Raw genomic sequence first — 21,051 nt, 5'->3', positions numbered from 1 at the left:
TTTATGCAATTGCAATATGCAATTATAGCACAAGTTGCGGCTTGTATCTAGATAGGGATTTCTACCTACTGACCTGTAAGCTGCCCCTTCACTACGGTTACCGCCTGACCGGACAACAGAACTCGATCATTCTCGAGCTCGATGTACAGCTCGCCTCCTCTTGGAGATGCCTGATAAGCCATGAAAGCAGACTGACGCAAGCGTCGCTGCCAATAAGGTGCAAGCGCGCAATGAGCCGAACCGGTAACAGGATCCTCATTGCATCCGGATGCCGGATAGAAACAGCGTGATACGAAATCATAATCGCCCGGCTTCCCCGTTCCTTTGCTCGTCACGATAATCCCTCTTGCTTCTACCTTTGCCAGCATTGCATAATCAGGCTTTAATGTCTGCACGGTTTGGACGCTGTCGACCTCCACCAAATAATCCATGCGGTTCTTCCCGACATACCTTGGAATTAAACCTAACCCTTGTATGAGTTCTTCCGGCGCTTTCATCGGCTCTGCGGGCTCTGATGGGAGATTCAGCCTAATACCATCCTCTGTCCGTTCCGCGGTGAGCAGACCGCTGCGTGTATGGAAGGAGGCTGTACAATCTAGTAGGAGATGATTATTCTCCCATAAGAAATGAGCGCTGGCCATCGTGGCGTGACCGCACAGATCCACTTCTACCGTCGGTGTAAACCAACGGAGATCGTAGCTTCCATCCTCTCTCTGCTGCAAGAACGCAGTCTCGGACAAATTCATCTCCGCAGCCACGTCTTGCATCCACTGCTCATCACGTGCCTCAGCAAGCAGGCAAACGGCAGCCGGGTTGCCACGGAATGGTACGGATGTAAAAGCATCTATAATCGAAATCGGAATGGACATCGTAATAATCACCTCTTCGCCATAATGTTCGAGTCATCACACATTAAACCTATTCAAGCTTGATCCGCCTTCACTACGCGTTTACGCCGGTTCACGATGACAATCCCTGCGGAAACGAGCGCCAAAGCGCCTATTACTGCAGCGGACAGCGGTTCGCTAAGGAACATGGCAGATTGCAGCACGCCGAATACCGGAATGAGGAATAGGTACATCGAGACGCTGCCAACACTGTTGTATTTCATAACATTATTCCAGAGCATGAATGCCAGCGCAGATACGAGTGCCAGATGAAGAAGCATGAGCAGTGCGATTCCATCAAAACGAAAAGGTGCCAAGCCCGACTGCCATGCTCCGATGACGGTAAGCACAATCCCTCCGACGAGCATTTGATACCCGTTAATGTACGGGATGCTATATGAAGCCGCAGCGCGTTTGGAAAGTAAATTCGCAATCGCATTAAACAGTGTTGCCGCAATTAGCAGCACTTCACCTAACGAGAAGTGCAGCCCGCCGTTTCCGTCATGCTTGGATAAGCCCAGCACAAGAAGTCCCAAGAAGCCGACTAGAAGCCCAAGGCCTTTGGTTCCGTTGATACGGTCATTTTTATATAGGAAATGCGCTAATGCAATTTGGAAGAATGAAATCGTCCCGGCAATGACTGCACCTACGACGCCTGCGCTCTTCGATAATCCCGCATAGAAGAAAATGTACTGCAGAACCGTTTGGAACAACGCAATCGACGCGACCATGCCGCCGCTGCCCCGCTGATAACGAAGCGTCTCCTTCCGTATCAGCATGTAAGCCAGAATAAGCAGACCTGCCAATGTGAAGCGGTAGCCTGCGAATAAAATTTGTTCCAGCGTGTCATGCGATTCGATGCCTAGCCTTGCGTAACTCAGTTTAATAAACGGATAAGAGCTTCCCCAGAGCAAAGTTGCGCTGACGGAAGCTCCAATTATGCCTAACGGGTGGGTGAAAAATTTGGCTGCTGTCATGATTGATTCTAGTTCTCCTTTATACGGTGCAGGCAGCCAGTTGAACGAAGCTTTATTGTTCTACAATGGGAATCAGCAGTTCGACCTGCTCCTCCTCCAAGTGTTCATCAATATAAAAGATTTCAAGGGATACGGCATTTTCCCTCTTCAACAGCTTCTCCTCGTTCATCCAAGCCGATAGCTGCTCGTAGCCTTCACCGATGCGTTTATTTGTACATGCTGCCATGGCGTAGGTGCGCTGCGGGATTGTAAACTGCACCATGCCGTCCGGCACTTGACTCAGATGGGGGACTTCAAAACATGCCCAATACGTCGCAAATACTTCGTTGCCGAAATATGGACTGTACAGCACGGTTGTCTTTACTTCGCCTTCGATTTCATGCTTTCTGGAGAGAAACTCGCTTTGCAGATGAATCGCTTCATCCGGAAACGATGAATATGGACCGCAGTAGCTGATTCCGACCATGTTTAAGGCAGGTTTCGTAACTAAAGTGCAATTATGCATCGCGAATGACCTCCCACAAAGTGTAGTGACGCTTTTAGGTTGACCCGTAATCAGTTTACCATGTCCACGGGTTTGTTTGGTAACTATTTATTGCCTTTCTTACGGATATATGACAAGAAAAAAGCAAACTTTCCTAAGCGGAATAGTTTGCTTTACACTTTCGTAACCGATTAGTTCTGTTGGACGATATGGGTAAGCTCATGGCTGAGAAGTTGGAGCCCGCTTGCCGTACCCGGTTTGTACTCGCCTTGACGGAAGAAGATGTCATTGCCGGTTGTAAAAGCTCTGGCGCCGACCTTCTTCGCAAGATCATCCGCCGCATTATCGGTGTGAATCGAAACCTTGCTGAAATCAGCTCCGAAAGAATCCTCAAGCTGCTGGCGCAGACGATCCGGCAATGGCTGTCCCTTACCGCGAAGATCGTTGATCGTTTCCTCAACTCCCGGACTGGCTTCCGCAGGAGCGCCATCCTCTGCTCGCTGAATCACCGAGAACGGATCACGCTTCAGCTGCAGCTCTTCTTCCTCCGACTCGCCTTGCTCCTCGCGCTGAATCGCTCCGGCGCTGTCAGCCTTCAGCTGCAGCTCTTCCTCCTCCGACTCGCCTTGCTCCTCGCGCTGAATCGCCCCGGCGCTATCCGCCTTCAGCTGCAGCTCTTCTTCCTCCGACTCGCCTTGCTCCTCGCGCTGAATCGCCCCGGCACTGTCCGCCTTCAGCTGCAGCTCTTCCTCCTCCGACTCGCCTTGCTCCTCGCGCTGAATCGCCCCGGCGCTGTCCGCCTTCAGCTGAAGCTCTTCCTCCTCCGACTCGCCTTGCTCCTCTGTCCGCTGTGCAGTGGAATCGCTATCCTTCGAATCGGACTGTAAGTCGCTGGCCACGCGAAACGCGACTTGATCCGCTTCCAGCTCGTACGCATCGGTTGGCTGATTGATCGTCATTTTGGCCATGATTGGCTTCCCGCTGCCTGCGGTCAGCTGCTTAGCAGCCGAGTTCCCGATCGACCGCTGCAGCGTATGCATGTCTGATGCCTGAAGCGGCGCTCCACTAGCCAGCGCACGCTGCACAGAAGCCACCGAATTGGATTTGGCTCGTTGGGCCGGAGCTTGCTCGTACGTGCTTTTGTCCATTTTACGAATCGATTTGCCTGAACCGAAAGTTCTCACTGAAAGATTGCCTCCCCGAATCCGCTAACAAGCCGCTTTTCTCTTAATATACCATAATCTATGAAAATTTTCGTCATGATTCACTAGATTCTGCAGGCCATCACTACTCTCACGCTCGCATCCCTTCCATGCAAAACAAAAAGCTGCCTCAAAAGTCACAATCAACTCCTGAGGCAGCTTATTCAATTTCGATTAACGACGGACAGAGCCGTGCGGATCGATAACAAACTTCTTGGAAGCACCTTGATCGAATGCCGTGTAAGCGTCCGGAGCTTGATCGAGCGAGATCAATGTCGCGTTAACCGCTTTCGCGATTTGTGCTCTGCCGCTAAGAATCGCTGTCATCAGATCGCGGTTATATTGCATAACCGGCGTTTGACCTGTAACGAATGTATGGGATTTCGCCCAGCCTAGACCGAAACGGATTTTGAGCGTGCCGATTTTAGCATCCTCATCCACCGCGCCTGGGTCGCCAGTTACATACAAACCCGGAATACCCAGTCTACCGCCGGCACGCGTAACTTCCATGATGGAGTTCAGTACGGTTGCCGGTGCTTCACCATGCGATTTACCGTGGCCGTGCGCTTCGAAGCCTACGCAGTCAACGGCGCAATCCACTTCAGGTGAACCAAGAATTTGATCGATTTGTTCAGCCAAATTCGCATGCTCACGCAAATTGACCGTTTCGCAGCCGAAGCTTCTCGCTTGAGCAAGACGCTCACTGTTCAGATCGCCCACGATAACAACAGCTGCGCCAAGCAATTGTGCGGAGTGAGCCGCTGCAAGGCCGACAGGACCAGCGCCTGCGATATAAACCGTGGAGCCCGGCTTCACGCCTGCACTGACAGCACCGTGGTATCCAGTTGGGAAGATGTCAGAGAGCATTGTCAGATCAAGGATTTTCTCCATAGCGCGCTCTTTGTCCGGGAATTTCAGCAATTGGAAGTCCGCATAAGGCACCATAACGTATTCCGATTGGCCGCCAACCCAGCCGCCCATATCTACGTAGCCGTAAGCCGAGCCCGGACGATCCGGATTCACGTTCGAACATACGTTAGTGTTGCGTTCTTTACAGTTGCGGCAGCGTCCGCAGGCAATATTGAAAGGCACGGATACGAGATCGCCCTTCTTGATAAACTCTACGTCGCGGCCGACTTCAATTACTTCACCCGTAATTTCATGACCCAGCACGAGACCGCTCGGTGCTGTTGTACGACCGCGCACCATGTGCTGGTCACTTCCGCATATGTTAGTAGTAATTACTTTAAGGATGACGCCGTGCTCACATTTTCTGCCGACATTAAGCGGATTAACACCGGGGCCGTCACGCAAAACCAGATCAGGATACGAAATATCCCGTACTTCAACTTTACCGGATTCTACATACACTACTGCACGATTTCCTGCCATTCGTCAGCCTCTCCTCTTATACTGGAATAAATAATCAGAAAATTATCACCCTACCATTGTAATCGCTTGCAGATTGAAAAGCTATGCTTATTCTCCTGTCTTTTACAATCCGCTTCTAGTGTCCAATTTCTACAATCCCATTTCATAGGATATACTGTTCCTGAAGGCAGCTTTCATAGTGAAGGAGTTTGGATATGACCGAAATTTGGGAATCAAGTTTTGTACAAAATCAACTAATGTGGGGATTTGAGTCTGCAGATTCAGCAATCGTAACCAAAGACTTTTTCCTTGCGAACAAGGTAAAAGATATATTAATACCCGGCATCGGTTATGGTAGAAACGCCAAGGTTTTTATAGACAACGGGATTCATGTAACAGGAATTGAAATCTCCCAAACTGCGATTGATCTGGCACGACAGGAAGGGCTCGATATTGCTATTTTTCATGGATCCGTAACCGAGATGCCGTTTGATAACAAGCGCTATGACGGAATATTCAGCTATGCATTGATTCACCTATTGAATAAACAGGAGAGAGCCAAGTTTATTCAAGACTGCTATAATCAGCTAAAGCCCGGCGGTTATATGATCTTTACTGCGATTTCGAAGGACGCCCCCATGTTCGGAAAAGGCAAACAGCTGGATAAAGACTATTACGAAATCGTCGAAGGCATGAAAATGTTTTTTTATGATGCGGACTCCATTCAACAAGAATTCGGACATGTCGGACGGTTAGAAATCTCCGAAATCGTAGAGCCGCATAAGAACATGGAAGGTAAACCACCTTTCTCGTTCCTCATGATCAAATGTCATAAATAACGAACAAAAAGGGAACTTCAGCAAGTTCCCTTCACGTTCCGTTCTATATCCTGCTCAATCAGCCTGATCGAGCGATCATATTCTCAAGCATTCGCACGCGAGCGAGCGAGGCTTTCAGCAAGCCCATTCCAATTTCCGGATGAAGCCGAATGAGCTTGGCCATTTCATCGCCCAGCAATGTCAGGATGCGAACTTCTCCTGCAGATCGAGCCGTCGTTGTAGCTGTCGTTGCATCGATGGCCGAGGTTTCGCCGAAAACATCCTTTGGACCAAGCTCGGCAATGATGCCGTTCTTCCTGCCTGATGCGAGCAGCTGTACCGAACCGTCTACGATTACGCCCAGCTTGTTGTTGACCTCCCCGCTTGCTACCAAACGAGTACCGCTCGGATGTTGTTCTTCCACCGCAATGCCGGCAATATAACCAAGCTCCTCCAATGAAAGATCACTAAAGAACGGGACTTGCTTCAGAAATACGACTTTGTCCAGCATCCCCATTAACGCCAGTTGTCCACTCAATGATCCGTTCTCCTCTCGTTGCAGCGCATCGGAAGCGAGCAGCTGCAGCCACATATCCTGTAAACCGGCCGCTGCCCGCAGCACCTGAACGGCTTGTTCATAAGGCAAGTCAGCATGTGGAGCGCTCCAGCCTTCGAACAAAGCGAGCAGTGCGACGGTCAACCGCTTGTCCGCCGATCCTTCCGCCAACGCTTCAAGCCCGCTCTCTCTGACTTCCTCGTCTTCATCTTCAATCGCTCTGCGAACCGCATTCACTACGTCACCTTCAGCGGTACGTTCCATGACGGCCCATACGCCATCCAGCAGGAACGCCTTGTGTTCAGTCAATCGCATCCGTGCCAACTCAGCTCTCGTGCTCAGCTCCATCGTGTACAAGGCCGCCTCAATATCGCGACTCTTCCAAAGTTCATCCAGTTTCACCAGAGCAGCGCCTAACAAGACGGACTTCGATTCTGCTTCTTCCAGAAGGGCAGCAAGCGCGCGGATTGCAGCACTCCATACCTTCGGCTGTGCTTGCTGCAAGACATTCTTGAGCGGCACTACAGCCCCGCTTCCCATAGCGATGAAAGCTTCTATCGTCACTTCGTATAAAGCCGGCTCTGCCCACTCCAACTGCTCAAGCAGCCACGGAATAGCGTCGACATGCCGCAGCTTCCCCATACAAGCAATGGCTTCAGCCCGGACAGCAGGGTCGGTATGGCCAAGCAGCTGCTCGACATCCGGAAGAAAACTGTACATTTCCAGCTCGGCAATAACCCGGCAGATATAGACGGTCTGTTCCCCGCCTTCTTTCAAGTACCGTTGAATGACCTCATAACAGGCTTCGAAACTTTGCTCATTTTGCAAATAATAGAGTGCTTTGACCGCTTCCGCTACAACCTTCGGGCTCGAATCCAGCAGCTTCAGCCTGACAAAATATACGGCTTGATGCCGCATATGATCGGCTCTGCCTAGTAAACGGACGCCGGCAGCCCTTACCTCAAAGTCGGGATCCTCCAGGAAAGAGGCTACCTTGACAAGCGCTTGGAGCTCTGCCCGCTCGAGGTTCATCGCCCTTAGCGAAGCAATACGAATACGAGCGCTGCGATCATCTACAAGTGCCAGCAGCTTCGGAAGATACGTATCGTCGCCCGTTCGGCCTATCATCCCAAGTGCGACCTCGCGGGCATAGTCGTTGCTGTTCGCCAGCAATTGATCCAGCATAAGCGGCGATTTGTTCTCACGCATATACTCATCGAAGGCGAGCGCGAGATCCTGCCTCGTATCCGACATCGTCTGAACACTGCGAATCAGTTCGCGTATATATAAGGATTTGCCGATGTAGGTTAGCAGCACAAGCAGTACAGCCCCGCCTCCTCCAACCCAGGCAAGCAGCCTTAAACTAAACCCAAGCTCAGCATGCAGCGACTGCAGGAGTGCACCAATCAGAATACCCAGTGAAGCCGCAACACCTTGCGCGATATAGCGGTATCCATCTCGTTGAAGCATCGGCAGCAGCTTGAAGAACAGCTGATTGGCAGGCTCCGCGAAATAATAGAGTAACAGGTAAAGGAACATATACCCGATCGACAACGAGTAGAGAATGAACGATGTGCCGAAGGTAGCCGCCGCTGCCACGAAACCACAAGTAAATATAATGGCGATCGCAGGCAGCATATTGCTTTGTCCAAGCCATGCCATTAAGCGATTCGAGACCAGCTGGAGCAGCAAGGCAATCGTAAACAGCAGCGTTGTAACTAGTCCAAAGAAAGACGCAAACTCCGATTCCGTCTTATAGATCGTACGAGTGACATTCAGAAATATATATTCCATTAAGAAATACAAGGCTGGCATCAGCGTCATAATGCCGATAGCTACCAGCAAATAAGGCGTGGTGAAGGAGCGTCTGAAATAATCTCCGGACGACAATCCGCCTTCTGCAGCACCTGATGCGACACTCCGCTCTTGCTTCAGCGTCAGCGGCACAAGATAGTGTGCAATAGATTTCCAGTAGTTCACTCCGCCAGCAAGAAGAAACAGCGGTGCTAACATATAGACAGCGTCTGCTCCAAGCCATTTACTCACAACCTGTGCAAGCACCCCTGCAGCAATACCGCCAAGCGCGGCAGAGGAAACAAATACGGGCATCAGCCGTTTCGCTTGCTGCGTCGGACACAGATCTACCGCGAGACTCCAGAGCAGAATCGTTTGTTGCCTTACAACGAAGCTAGAACTAAGGAAGAGAAATGGATAGTACGCCCTCGGACTGATATCTAAGCCGTTAAACAGCAGCAATGCGACAGCATTAACGCATATAATGACGCCCATGATGGCAAAGAGCGCGCGCATGAGCTGCGGTTTGGTAAGACGATTCGTCAGCCAGGACATAAACCAAGCCTCAAGCGGCATGATAACCGCTTCCGCTCCGTACACATATGGCAAATATTCACTTCCGAAGCGCTGGTTAAACAAGGTCATATATCCGTTATAGTTCAGCAGTTCCGAAATCCCGCACAGAAAAAAAACAGGCGCCATCATGGCCAGCTTTCGCCGATCCTCGAATTTGACGCCGATCCATCGTAGTATCATTGCATTCATCGTTTAAGCACCATTTTACTTCTGGATTTGTTTGTGATCATGATCCGATAATTTCTTCATAACGTACGCTGCTCAGCTTTAAGCTGTAGATTAACCGGTCTTCGCCTTCAAAATAATAATCAGGACAGCGGCCGGCAAGCATAAACCCTTGACGCTCAAACAATCTGCGCACCGGCTTGTAGGCATCCGTATCGCATGTATACGTCAATACGTAACGAGCTGCCCTGGAACGCAGCACCTCGATCATGTCGGTCAGCAGGAGAGACGCGATGCCATGATTGCGGTACTTCTTATGGACAACGAGATAATCCAAGTAGTACCCGCCGGTCTGTTGTTCATTTTGCAAATACCCGATAACGCCAATGATGTCGTTCTGCTCATTTTGAACAAAACGGTATTCATAATCCGATGTCAGCGCATTGAGCGGGTTGGTCAGATAATGCTGGATTTCACCGGGCGTGTGGTTGTCATCGTCGAATGAGTCATCCGACAGAAAGAACGAGCTGATTCCCCTTGCTTCTGCTTCCAGCTTGAGCGGTCGCACCTGAAAGATCGTTTGTCGCATCATTCGTTAATCCTCCCTTTGCCTTATGAAACGGCTAACGTGCCGTTCCAATCGACAGCAGTGCCCCTTTGGAAATACTCATCGCATAGATAGAAGTACAGCTTCGCAGTTTTGTCGAGTCGGTTCCACTTGATTACTTCAACGAAGGTTTCCCGTGCGTCGAAGAAGCGGCCTTCTTGGTAAAGCTGAATGCCTCGCTCGAACAGCTTCTTTGTCTTGTCCTTACCAGAGCGCAGTGCCTCCGTATCGCCTTCATAAACATCGTAAAGCTCGATCGGTTCTTGATTGCCTTCGATATGAACGCGTCCCAGCCAGCGGAATTGGAACCGTTCCGGCGCTTCCATCGACTCCAAGGCGGATCGCGTCACAAGAATGGAAACACCAAGCGTCTCGGAAAGCTCCTCCAAACGCGAGGTCAGCGTCACATCGTCCGAAATGACATTGCTCTCCATCTTCGTCTCTTCGCCGATGATCCCGAGCATGAGCGGCCCTTTATGAATCGCAATCCCAATTTCGACCGGAATATAATTCACTTTGGCTCTGTGACCGTTATAGACGAGTAATTCTTTACGAATGGCAATCGCCGCTTTAATAGCATCTTCTGTTCGACTCGGGAACAAGGTCATGAAACCGGCACCCAGATAGTTACTGATTAGACCGTTCTCCTTGCGTACCAGTGGTCCAAATCGACTTAAGAAAGAGTTCATGAAATTGAAATTCTCTTTGGGCGTGAGCCCCTTCGACATTTCATAGAATTGTCTAAGCTTGGTCACCATGACAACCATGTTCTGTTGAACCTGATCACCGAGATGCACATCGAGAATGCCTCTTTTACCCAAATACTTAAATACCTGCTGTGGCACGAAGCGGAAAGATGCCTCGCTGAATGCGGTAATGTCGCTGATATATTGACGAATATGGCGTACCATGAGATTAAACTGCTCACCGAGGTCAGCCACCTCATCGCGTGAGCGAATATGGACTTCTGCGTCCCAATTGCCATTCGTGATATCTGTAACACTCTTGCGCAGCTTCCTTAAGGACGCTAGCAGGAAGTAGGACGATAGCATGAACACGAATAGGATGAGCACCGTGATGATCGTGATATTTTTGAAAATCGTTTGGTTAATCGTCGCATTCTCCGCTCGCAGGACGTTCAGATCGCGGCCTGTCTCATAAATACCGACAATCTCGCCCTTCGAGTTGTACACGGGAGCGATCGCATAGGTCCATTGCCCATTCGCATCTACCCAGCTGCCGCTTATTACCTGTCCCTGCTCTACGACCGGAAGGTTGTCCTCCGATAACGGAAAAGGCTTAAACATATTAACGCCATCGTCATCATCCGCAATGATATAGAGCTTGCCATTCTCGTATTTGTATACCGTGCTGTATAAGCCTCTGCGGTCAATGCTGTTATCATGCTGGAAAAGCACATTCATCCGCTCTTTAATCTCTTGATAGTCAGCGTTCATGAAATCATTCGGTGAGGTCAGCTTCTCTAATCGGTCGCCATCAATGATGTACTTGCCGCTCTGCGCGAGCACGGACAGCTCCCGCTTCATTTCCTCTTCCATTTTGCCGGAGAAGCCGTCGTAGATCGAATTGGACAGCAGCACCATCGAGATCGTAACAAGGGGTACAAAAGCTACCATTTGCTTGAGGAAGAACGAAATGCGACGACGCATGATATGGATGTATACGAGACGTGCCGATGCTACAAGCAGGAGAATGCCCGCTGCTGCAGCCCCCCAGACAAGCCATTGCTGGGTTCGTTCTTGATTGCTGTAATGAAGCTGAGCAAAGGACGGCGTTACTGCCCCGTTGCTGCTCTGTTTCATCATACGGTCTGCCAGCAGCAGCTCACTGCTCCCATCCGCGTGCAGCGTATAATCTGCGATTTCCAAACTCTCGGCTTCCGGAGCTGCGGCGGCTAGTGCTGGTTCTTCCAGCAGCAACGTGATCGGATTCGCTGTGTTTGGCGTAAGCTTCGTCAGCGCGTTAATGGAACGATCGATGAAGAGGATATTCCCATTGCCGTCCAGCTTCAGACGCTCCGGGAAGTTCTTGCGTGTCTTCTCCATGCCTGCAACCGGGTAGAGCGACTTGCTCGTTCCATCCGCTGCTACTTGGTAGATTGCGCCTCGCTTGGTGGTGAAGTAAATCGAGCCTGGTTCCGTTCCATACACCTCGGAGAGGAAACGGTTCGGCGGCAGCTTAAAAGCAAAAGGCTGTGTCCATTTCCCGTTATCAAGTGAAAGCTGCTTCTGCTGAACTTCATTCGATTTGCTTATGTAAAAGGTTAATAGATTGGCTTTAATTTGGAGTGCTCTAAGCTGTCCGATTCGTTTGCTTGTCTGATCGCCCTTCCACACGAAGAGCTGTTTATCGAACTTGCCCTCTGCGGTATAGCGCACGATTTCCTCTGATTCTACATACAAGCCGTATTGATCGAGTACCGTATTGATGGTATAAACTCGGCCCTGATCGTCGACTGCCAATTCGCTGAAGTTACTGCGATTATTACTCGATTGTTTAATTCGGTACTTAAGCTTTCCGTCACGATCAATGGCTTGAATTTGCTGCTTCGCGTCACTAATGACATAGACATCGCCACCGGTTCCCGCCGCAATCGCCGACAAATTCGAAAGTGCAGTCGCATCCTTCGTTGGATTCTGAGTGAGCTCGTTTCGGTGCAGAAACAAGTAAACCGATAATCCTATCAAACAGCATAAAAGTATAGTCAACCATAAACGGGGATAGCTTTTTCTGTTCGAGGATTTACTTGGCCTTTGCAGGTTCATCTGTGGGACGCTCCCTTTCAGAGAGAAAAATAGCGATTTATTACCATACTACTACAAAGTGCGTTCGGAGACATCAAAAAACTGCATATTTTCGCCAAAAACCGACATCTATTATTGAAGCTTTGAAATGCTTTATAGTACTATTAACTAGAGAGAATATAGTGCGGAAGACATGATTGAAAGTCTATCAGACAAAGGGGAACGTTTATGGGTCAGCTTGTTTGTCAAGGCGCTATGCTGCAGTGCTCATTTGGTGTAGCACCTAGCGCACTCAATGTCTTGCCCGCGAATCGGGTTATGACGGCGATGCCGATTGCCAACATTATGGACAATAAGCCAATGGTCAATATTATGCCTTTCGGAATGTGCAGCTCGCTGGCGAATCCGCAGGTCGCGACAGCTACTGCTGCGGCGCTTGGCGCGTTGACGCCTATGCCCTGCATCCCGGTCACGGCAGCCCCTTGGGCGCCTGGCTCTCCGACTGTCTTAATCGCGAATATGCCGGCATTGAACAATTCATCCAAATGTCTGTGCAACTGGGGCGGCATGATTCAAATTACAGTGCCCGGTCAGTTCACAATCCAGGTGCCCTAATGAAGATGCTGGAGCAATTCCTCAAACCTTTTATTAAACCATTCAAGAAACTGTTCATGATCCCCATGAAGTATGCGAAGCAGCTGCCTAAGTTTCTGCTCGTATTCCTAGGTAAATGGGTCAAATCCATCCTCAATCCGGCGGAACAATCGGTCAAAAATTATATTCCGTTCGGCCGCTTCTACATCGCGAAGAAGCTTGTAGTCATCCTTGTTCTTGTCGGACTGGTAATATTCTATTTCGGCTTCATCAAGCCTCCGAAAATACTGAACAAGCTGCTTGCACGCACGCCTAAGATCGAAGCGACAGCAGCAAGCTTGGCCTCCTTCACAGGCACGGCCAAGATCGTTAATGCCGATGGTTCGCTGCTCTACGAGGGCGGCATCGCTGCCGGATTATATGAAGGTACCGGCAAGCTGTATAGCAAGGACGGCAAGCTGCTCTATCAAGGCGACTTTGCCAAAGGGCTCAAGAACGGTATGGGTGAACTGTTCGATCAAGACGGCAAACTGCTCTACCGTGGAACATTTGCACTTGACCAATATGGCGGTCCCGGGACTCTGTTCTTCGGCGATGGAAAGACGCATTATGAAGGTGACTTTGTCGGCGGTAAGTTCGAGGGCAACGGTACACTCTACAACGAGCTTGGCGGCATGCTGTATGCGGGCGGGTTCCTGCAGGGGGCTTATGGAGGCGTTGGCAAATCGTACGATACCGAAGGCGCTGTCGTCTATGACGGCAATTGGGCTAACAATGTATACGAAGGAGCCGGGAAACTGATGCGTCCGGACCAAACCGTGCAGGTTGAAGGCGAATTTAAGAACGGCGCACTATCCGGAGAAGGCACTGAATATTATCCGAATGGGGTCGTGAAATATAAAGGGTCCTTCCAGCTCGGCTTATACAATGGAATTGGGTCCTTGTTCACCGAGAAAGGAACGGTCGCTTACACCGGCGGTTTCAGCAGCGGCGTGAAGCATGGAGACGGACAATCATTCGATATTGCAACGGGAACCGTGCTCTATGCCGGTAAATATAAGAACGGTCGTTATGACGGCGTTGGTGCGCTCAATGATACTGATGGCAATACGGTATACAAGGGATTCTTCCAAGGCGGCCAAATCAACCTAGCCGGTTTCATCAGCCTCACACGTAAGAAGCTGCAGGATGTACTCGGCGAAGCTGATGCTCCGCCGGAAGCAGCTGTTAGTGAAGTCGCTGAAGATGCATTGTTGGAACCTCCTGTAGAAGAAGAAACCCCAGCTGAGGACGGTGCCGGTGCGGCTGAAGGCGAGCTTAGCGGAAGCGCAGTTGGCGGTGATTCTGGTGCAGGTAGTGCTGATGGATCAGATGCTGGTGCTGGCGCTGATTCGAAGGCAAGCGACAATAAAGAAGCAACAGGTACCCCTTCTGCAAGTGATGCTAAAGACGCAGTTGGCACCGGCGATACGAAGAAGAATGATGAGAGCGCGAAGGCTGCTGCTGAGGACGATAAATCGAAGCCGGTGAAGACAGCATCCGCCGCGAAGTCGACGACCACGGAGAAAACTACCGCAGAAAAAGCTTCTAATGTAGAGCCTCCTGCTGACGAGCAGCCGACCGTGGATGAAGCGCTTCCTGCCGGCGATGCTGCTGTACCTGCAGGTCCTTCGTTAATGACCTATGCCGCTTACCAGCTGTCGTTCATGCTCGAGCCGGACGAAGCGAATCCCGAAGAGGCCTATGTAGCCGAAGTTAACCTCTGGAACAAGTTCATTATTGCCGAACTTCTAAAACAGGTCCAAGCGTTGAAGATTGCAGGCTCTAAAGAAACCATCGATGCCGACAAATCCATCGTCGTTTATCCGCTTGGCGACTTCTACCTCACCTTTACTTATTTTAAAACAGAGAAAGTACCTGTTCGACTTAGTGTCACGAAATCGATGCTTGTAACCGAATAGAAAAAGGCGGCGCAGCGTTTAATCTCTGCACCGCCTTTTTTCTTTTACCGAAGATTATTAAGTAATGCAGCTAAATCCAGATGGTATCAGCAGGCCAACCTATTTATCCGTCGATGCTGCCGCTTCTTTCATCCCCGATTGAATCACCTTCGCAGCAGTTGTCGCTGCCGATTCGACTACAACAGCCGATTCCGTTCCCGGCAGCTTCTTGAACGCCCACCAGCGCAGCTTGATCGCCGAAGCTTCTGTTGCTTGACCCAGCTTCATCCCGATGCGGAACGTCCCTTTGCTCGGATACACTACTGTTCCGAATGTAACGTTAGGCAGCTGCGACTCGAATTCGCTTCCTTTGAACACATCGGAAGATCCATAGTACACTTGGTCGCTTGCTTGCAGCAGATCAGATGTAATATTAACATCCTTATCCTCGAGGCCGACCATCACATAGAGCTGACCTTCGCCGAGCCCGCTCTCGATCTCGCCTGTAACATAGTTCTTCTGTCCGCGAGAGAAGAAATACAGACCGCTCTTGGCGTTCGGCTCCAGTTCCACCGTTACCGTACCGGTAGCCATCTCATCTTGCAAATGCTGCGGCTGTGGAACGCCAAGCTTGAAGGAGAACTCGCTCCGCTCCGGATTATAGTCCACATCCAGCCGTGGTTCTTGTCCGAACGGCACGGTGAACGCTTCCGAAGAAGTGAAGAACTTGGACAGTTGGTCTTTCGTGCCAAACGCCCCGACACGCTGCAGCAAAGATGGATTATACACATATTCGCCAAAAGGCACACGCTCGACGCCCTCGATCATATAAGTCGGCCCCATCTGAAGCAAGCTGATCTTCGCCAAACAGATGCTTTGCTCAGCAACACCGTCAATCGCTTGATCAAGCGTACGGTCAAAATAATCACGCATCATCCGCTCAACCGCCGGTTCACTAATAATCTCAACTTCATGTGCCGGGTTACTGTCAATCGGAACGCGCAGGTCGCCAATATTGAGGACGATGCTCTGGCTATCGATACGAAGCGAGGCTTTACGCCCATTCGCCCAATTTGCTGCTTTCACGGAATACGTGTATGTATATTCGGTTTCCTGTCCGTCACCCGGCTCCGAGAACGATACCAAACCGTTCTCCAGTCCAACCGGCGTCAAGCCGTCCGCTTCCACTTGATACTCAAGCGAAATACGCGGTGTTTGCAGCGTTTTCTCAACAACAAGCGTTACATCGACTACCGCTTCCTGCCCGGCATACTTTGACATTCGCTGATAGATGCGAACTTGTCCATCCTGATAGATTGGCGCAATGACCTCAGATAGACGAACATGCTCGAAGGATGCAGGATCCGGCGCCTCCTCCTTGATGAACAAACGGTAGCTCTCCAATACGCGATTATATTCGCTGACATCCTCGGAACGAACCGCAGAGTTAGCAATCGCATGTACCGGTTCTTTCCCTTTCTCATCATAAGCCGCGTAGAGATAGACATTCTTCTTATACTCGTTGTTCGTGAATCCTTCGATCATCGACAGCTTCAGCGTCGTCGGCGACGGAATAACGATTTCGCGGCCGGCATAATCGATTGCCACGCCCATCTCCACGGTAATGGATTTGTCGTCCACCGCCACAACATGCATGCCGGACACGACCCCGCTTCCAACAAGAAGCCGATTCAGCAGACGGCGTTTGTCGCCGACATATTTTTGCTCGGATTCGAAATCCCGAACCGTCAGCAGTTTCCCATAGAAATAACGATTCCGTTCAAACGGGTAATATCTGCTTTTTTTCACTCCATCAGCTCCTAATAAAATAGTCGAGGATCATTCGTCTGTTCAAGCTCTATTCCATCTCTGAATCCAAGCCTAAGCGGGTATGCAGATCAAGCCGTCTATCGCGGTCGACATCGACGATGATCGTATCGCTTGGCATCGAACGGTTCGGATCGATTCGCAGCAGCGACGGCTCCGATAACAGGGTATTGACTTCCAGATACGTATGCATATCAAGGTACATCCACGGCTGAAGCACAATCAGATGCGCGTCCGTAAACGCCGGTTTATGTTCATTCAGCATTCGCTCCAGCATGAGCCGCTGTTTCTCTGTATTCGCCTGCTCCGTCGTGACGAGGACGGAGAAGCTGCAAGGATGCATGCCGTATAGTAAATCGGTCAGCTCGCGGAGCTCCGCGGATTCCCGCATCATGCGATATTGAAAATATTCCACTATGTACGGCTTGCTGCCTGTGTAGATCTCGACCATCTTCTCAATGCCTCGGCGGGTACCTCTGTACCGATACAGCTGCGGCGCCTCGCGAATGAATCGGCGTATCTGCTCATCGCTCCAATGCTCATCCACCTCGATGCCAAGCCAGCTGCCCAGCCATTTCAAAAACGGTCCTTCCGTCAGCTCGCTGTCCAAGTGACGCGGAATATCTTGAACCTGCGTCTCGATACTATCGAACATCGTGCCGAACAAAGCTAGGAATCGTTCCGTAAAACCGGTCGGATCCTCTTGATAGACAGCTGGCAGATGACTCAGATAGGTGGTGCGAGGAAACACAACTCTCAGCTTGGAGAGGCACGGCGTTTTACGCTCGCTGCCAATCCATTCGATCTTGAGCCACATATACCGGCCTTTGGCATCGAAGAACAGTGCGTCCTTCGGATTGGTTACCGGTGCCGACCAGAACGGCTCCAGCGTTCGCGATTTCTCCAGCATGTCACGGTTCTCATCACGTATGAAATCATCCATCGCCATAAACCTGCCGCCGATGATCATCTGCTTCTGATCCGAGCAGAAGTACGAGATTCGCAGCTGCGTTTCATCCGGGATGTCAGCATCCAGCACCATTTTGTGCCAAACGGTTTCTGCTTCCGTGCTGTCTAGTGCAGTTGTGAGACAGATTCCTTCGAGAGCGCCGGTTTCCATTCGTTCCATCGTCCTTGGCTGCAGCTCGAGCACCGTAACCGTACCTTCTTCGGCGTTCAGAATATACATGCGGTCGCGTGCGTCGAACATCAGCTTGTCTGCTTTGCCCCGGGAGCCCGGCACCTTCGTAATGAATTCCCCGGTTTCGCCGAGGTTCAATACGAACCGATCGTCTTCCCCCTCATCTGCGATATGTCTGGAGTCGCCGATGTAGAGCTGGTTCATCGAATCAACAGCCAGTCCGGCAAATCTCAAGGAGGGAAGAAACATCCGAGAGAGCATTTCCCCTTCGGGAGAGAAGCCGCGCAGCGTATGCGCCTCACTATCAAACACATAAACGCTTCGCTCCTTGGATACAGCAACGTAGAAGCGCTTGTATAAATAGTGCAGCTTCACGGCCGTTGGAAGAACCCATTTCTCCTCCGTTACAATGCCTGCACATTGTCCGTTCCGATCGATCTTCACGATCCCAATACCCGTGCCTGCCGGAACGATCAGGTCCCCTTCCGGATTCCGCTGGACCGCAAGCGGTGTTACCACATAGAAGTGATGGTCATCTGAAGCCGCAGCGATGGGATAGAGCTCGACTCCGTTACATTCGCTTAAGCTCCAGTACGTCTGGGAGTTACCAATTGCATAAGCCGAGCATTGCTGCCGCTCCGGATCCGCCACAAGAAGCGTATCACCGATGACTGCGAGCAACGATCGGATGCCGAACAGTCCATGACCGCTTGGAAACAGCTTCTCGTGATGATGGTATTCCGAGTCATATAACCACACGTCACTGGCCCCATCCAGGACATAAAGTCTGCCGTAAGGCCCGATAACGAACTCGTGGACATCGCGAATGCCGTCTAATTCGTTCAGATGCAGCGTGCTGCGAATGCCGTATTTTTGCGTTTGCGTGATGCGCAGCCCGGCTTCCGTCCATTCCAAGTTAGCCTTGCCGCTTAAAGCCCAGTCACTTTCCTTATTCATTGAGAAAAATAACGTCCCCTGCTCCAGTCCGTCTCCCCCCTTACGTTTCCTAATGTCCTGCTCTGCTCCGAGGCAACTCAACTTACAGGTTCGTTCTACTGATTAGTTCGATCTCATGCCCGGCGGAGTACACCAATCCATATGGAGGAAGCTCGATATCGCCACCGGAAGTTTTGGCCCAGCCATGTCCTTCAGCGTCTAACCATAATTCCTGAATATAAGCGACGCCTTTCATCTCATTCATGAGCCCGAACAAATCTCCTTTGTATACCGTTCTGCCAAAAGGCCACCCTTTCGAACCGTCTCGGCCATCAAGCGGCCTTAACAGCCTATTAAGCGCCATGACGATCTGCATGCTTTCATCTACAAAATGAGGCTCGACGACGATAATGGCATGTACCGTGATGCCGATATATTCAGGTGCAATGACATGGACTTCCGTCGTAATCAATCTTCGCTCATCCAGATGCCGTTGCACGCTCTCCAGAAATCCAATGCTCGGAGTCGGCGTAACTGCCGGACTGTATGGCACAACCGCTACGGTCAGTTGGCCCGGCGCTTGGTTACGCGGATAATCCTTTAGCCCTTTCATGTAGAGCGGCAGCGCCTTAACTCTCGCTACCCGAAGTCCTGGCGTATGACGAACGATATGCTCGACATCATCCGCCGTAACGGCCCGAAACGGCTCATGGAGTTCTCTTCGAACGCGTTCGATGCAGGCTTCAAGCGATTCCGCTTCCGTTCCCCCTACAGCAAACTGATGATTCGTTACGGAAAGCGCTCCGAGAAGCTGCTCGCTTGACTCATTTAGCGAGACGATTTCAGTAATTAGATGGGGCTTCACGTTGCCGCGAGTTCCACCTCCCAGCAAACAGGCAATGACCCAAATATTCGGCTCATCGCATGCTTGCGGAACACTTCCGCGCTCATTATCGCCGAATCGAATCTCATGCTCCGCTGCGTCGAACAGGAAATGCCGATCCGTGGATGTCGAGTTGTCTAAGTTGTCCACTTCGGTCCAATCCTCCCACAGCCAGCTTCCGTCTTGAAGCTTCCGCCCGATCTGGAGTGTAAATCGGTTATTCTGCAACGGATAATCGTAGACAACTAACTTCTGTCTCGGCAACCCGTTGCTCTGCCCGATGATACACTGCTCACGGAATGCCTCAGTCTGGGCGATCACCCGAAGGGTTGTCTTATTTTGTTGTGGAAATGCCGGGCTTGGACTTCCCGCTCCGGCAATCAAGGTGACCACCGCTTCACCTGTTTCTATGTTCTGGTGCAGCTCGTAGTCTGTCGTTTCCCACAAATCGCTCCATCCGCCTAATCCTTGCTGGGATTGTACGCGTATGCAGCCGTTAGCGGCAAGGTACGACGAAACGATCACTTCATTGTTCTCTTCGCCGGTTAACTCAGCATGAAACAATTCACTAAATGTATATTGTTGGACGGCTTTTACCGTATTGAAGGCAATATGTTCGATCCGCGGCGGATTCTCGTAGCCCGATTGCTCAACCGTGCAGCAGAACCAATAACGTCCTCTGTCATTAGCCGGATGGACCATGACCGGTTTCATTCCATGAGGTACACGGAACGTGATCATCCCATTGTACATGAGCTGAACCGTATCATCGTGAATGAGCTCAAGCGGCATCCACGCGGATGGACCGCTACCGGCAGCGCCAATCGTACTGTCTTGTTGAATGTGCTCTGCACCGGCGAGTTCAGGAGGCGTACCGTTATTCCCATAAAACTTCCACGATACTTTAGCTGAGGGTACGATTGCCTTGCTTGCGTCGTCCACAGGGATAAGCGGAACCAACCCATCGTCGAATAACGAAATCGCCATGGTCAGCTCGTCCCCCGGCATCAGCTCAAGGTCAAAGGCGATGTACAGTCTGCTGCCTTGACGAGCTTCAGGGCCAAAAGCATAGAATGAAACGCCGACATGGTCGTTAGTAGATGTGTAATCATTCGCTTCTTTTTCTGTTCGAACGATGATGCGATCTATTCGGGCCGGATGCAGCCGGATCGCTTCTGTCGTTTCGAAGGGTTGATCCTGTGCCTGCAGCTTCGTGCCCTTCGGCAGCATGAGGGGCCGATCGGCACCTTGGAAGCTGACCTGCGTATGCGCGCGATGTGCCAGCTGCGGCTTTGCGCCGAGCAGCTTCAGAAACTTAAGTTGATTGCGCTCCGGAACGCGATTGATATAGAACTGCTGCATTTCGCTTAGCCATGCGAACAGCTCAATCATCGTAATGCCGGGATCATGCGCATTCTCGTCCGTCCACTCCGGCATAAACTTCGGAATTGCTTTACGCGCTTCCTCTACGATTTGCTGAAAGCGGCGATCATCTAAATTGGGTATCGGCAGCAAGACGTGCACCTCC

Annotated in this window: 14 protein-coding genes; 3 read left to right on the top strand and 11 right to left on the bottom strand. The window is 50.9% G+C overall.

Going from position 1 to position 21,051, the window contains the following annotated elements:
• Window positions 1-65: 65 nt before the first annotated feature.
• From AC0YN4_RS14235 to fdhA, 5 genes are all read right to left on the bottom strand, one after another.
• Window positions 66-869 carry a PhzF family phenazine biosynthesis protein gene (locus tag AC0YN4_RS14235; RefSeq protein ID WP_475836047.1) on the bottom strand — a complete coding sequence of 268 codons (804 nt, stop codon included), beginning with the start codon at window positions 867-869 and terminating at the stop codon, window positions 66-68.
• Window positions 870-922: 53 nt separating this feature from the next.
• Window positions 923-1,864 (bottom strand): DMT family transporter, encoded by a 942-nt coding sequence (locus AC0YN4_RS14230; protein ID WP_475780347.1) that lies wholly within the window; start codon window positions 1,862-1,864, stop codon window positions 923-925.
• A 52-nt stretch (window positions 1,865-1,916) separates the two neighbouring features.
• Window positions 1,917-2,369, bottom strand: coding sequence for a GyrI-like domain-containing protein (locus AC0YN4_RS14225; RefSeq protein ID WP_090977979.1), 453 nt, complete (start codon window positions 2,367-2,369; stop codon window positions 1,917-1,919).
• Window positions 2,370-2,539: 170 nt separating this feature from the next.
• The gene (locus AC0YN4_RS14220; RefSeq protein ID WP_475780346.1) at window positions 2,540-3,532 is read right to left on the bottom strand and encodes an eCIS core domain-containing protein; all 993 of its coding nucleotides are present in this window, start codon (window positions 3,530-3,532) and stop codon (window positions 2,540-2,542) included.
• Window positions 3,533-3,724: 192 nt separating this feature from the next.
• A complete protein-coding gene (gene fdhA / locus AC0YN4_RS14215) occupies window positions 3,725-4,942 on the bottom strand; it encodes a formaldehyde dehydrogenase, glutathione-independent (RefSeq protein WP_475780345.1) in 1,218 nt (405 codons plus the stop codon).
• Between the two features lie 194 nt (window positions 4,943-5,136).
• Between fdhA and AC0YN4_RS14210 the strand changes: the two genes are divergently transcribed.
• The gene (locus tag AC0YN4_RS14210) at window positions 5,137-5,760 is read left to right on the top strand and encodes a class I SAM-dependent methyltransferase (RefSeq protein ID WP_475836046.1); all 624 of its coding nucleotides are present in this window, start codon (window positions 5,137-5,139) and stop codon (window positions 5,758-5,760) included.
• A 58-nt stretch (window positions 5,761-5,818) separates the two neighbouring features.
• On the opposite strand, the gene AC0YN4_RS14205 is transcribed toward AC0YN4_RS14210, so the two are convergent.
• The 3 genes from AC0YN4_RS14205 to AC0YN4_RS14195 are packed head-to-tail and all read right to left on the bottom strand — an operon-like array spanning window position 5,819 to window position 12,124.
• Window positions 5,819-8,854 (bottom strand): HEAT repeat domain-containing protein, encoded by a 3,036-nt coding sequence (locus AC0YN4_RS14205; protein ID WP_475836045.1) that lies wholly within the window; start codon window positions 8,852-8,854, stop codon window positions 5,819-5,821.
• A gap of 37 nt (window positions 8,855-8,891) precedes the next feature.
• The gene (locus tag AC0YN4_RS14200) at window positions 8,892-9,422 is read right to left on the bottom strand and encodes a GNAT family N-acetyltransferase (protein ID WP_475836044.1); all 531 of its coding nucleotides are present in this window, start codon (window positions 9,420-9,422) and stop codon (window positions 8,892-8,894) included.
• 20 nt (window positions 9,423-9,442) lie between these two features.
• On the bottom strand, window positions 9,443-12,124 hold the full coding sequence (locus AC0YN4_RS14195; RefSeq protein WP_475836043.1) for an adenylate/guanylate cyclase domain-containing protein: 2,682 nt from the start codon (window positions 12,122-12,124) through the stop codon (window positions 9,443-9,445).
• A 306-nt stretch (window positions 12,125-12,430) separates the two neighbouring features.
• Here AC0YN4_RS14195 and AC0YN4_RS14190 point away from each other — a divergent pair, with 306 nt between their 5' ends.
• Entirely contained in the window at window positions 12,431-12,817 is a 387-nt protein-coding gene (locus tag AC0YN4_RS14190) for a DUF4280 domain-containing protein (RefSeq protein ID WP_475780340.1), read from the top strand.
• A 5-nt stretch (window positions 12,818-12,822) separates the two neighbouring features.
• Window positions 12,823-14,757 carry an MORN repeat-containing protein gene (locus AC0YN4_RS14185; protein ID WP_475836042.1) on the top strand — a complete coding sequence of 645 codons (1,935 nt, stop codon included), beginning with the start codon at window positions 12,823-12,825 and terminating at the stop codon, window positions 14,755-14,757.
• A gap of 99 nt (window positions 14,758-14,856) precedes the next feature.
• On the opposite strand, the gene AC0YN4_RS14180 is transcribed toward AC0YN4_RS14185, so the two are convergent.
• The 3 genes from AC0YN4_RS14180 to AC0YN4_RS14170 all read right to left on the bottom strand — a co-directional run bounded on the left by AC0YN4_RS14180 (window position 14,857) and on the right by AC0YN4_RS14170 (window position 21,038).
• Window positions 14,857-16,545 (bottom strand): hypothetical protein, encoded by a 1,689-nt coding sequence (locus AC0YN4_RS14180; RefSeq protein WP_475836041.1) that lies wholly within the window; start codon window positions 16,543-16,545, stop codon window positions 14,857-14,859.
• A gap of 49 nt (window positions 16,546-16,594) precedes the next feature.
• A complete protein-coding gene (locus AC0YN4_RS14175) occupies window positions 16,595-18,661 on the bottom strand; it encodes a phage tail protein (protein ID WP_475836040.1) in 2,067 nt (688 codons plus the stop codon).
• Window positions 18,662-18,743: 82 nt separating this feature from the next.
• Window positions 18,744-21,038 (bottom strand): putative baseplate assembly protein, encoded by a 2,295-nt coding sequence (locus AC0YN4_RS14170; RefSeq protein ID WP_475836039.1) that lies wholly within the window; start codon window positions 21,036-21,038, stop codon window positions 18,744-18,746.
• Window positions 21,039-21,051: the final 13 nt, after the last annotated feature.

Source organism: Paenibacillus sp. J22R3 (assembly GCF_056269305.1).
Note: the sequence above shows the minus strand (reverse complement) of the source record. Positions and strands in the feature narration are given on the sequence as shown.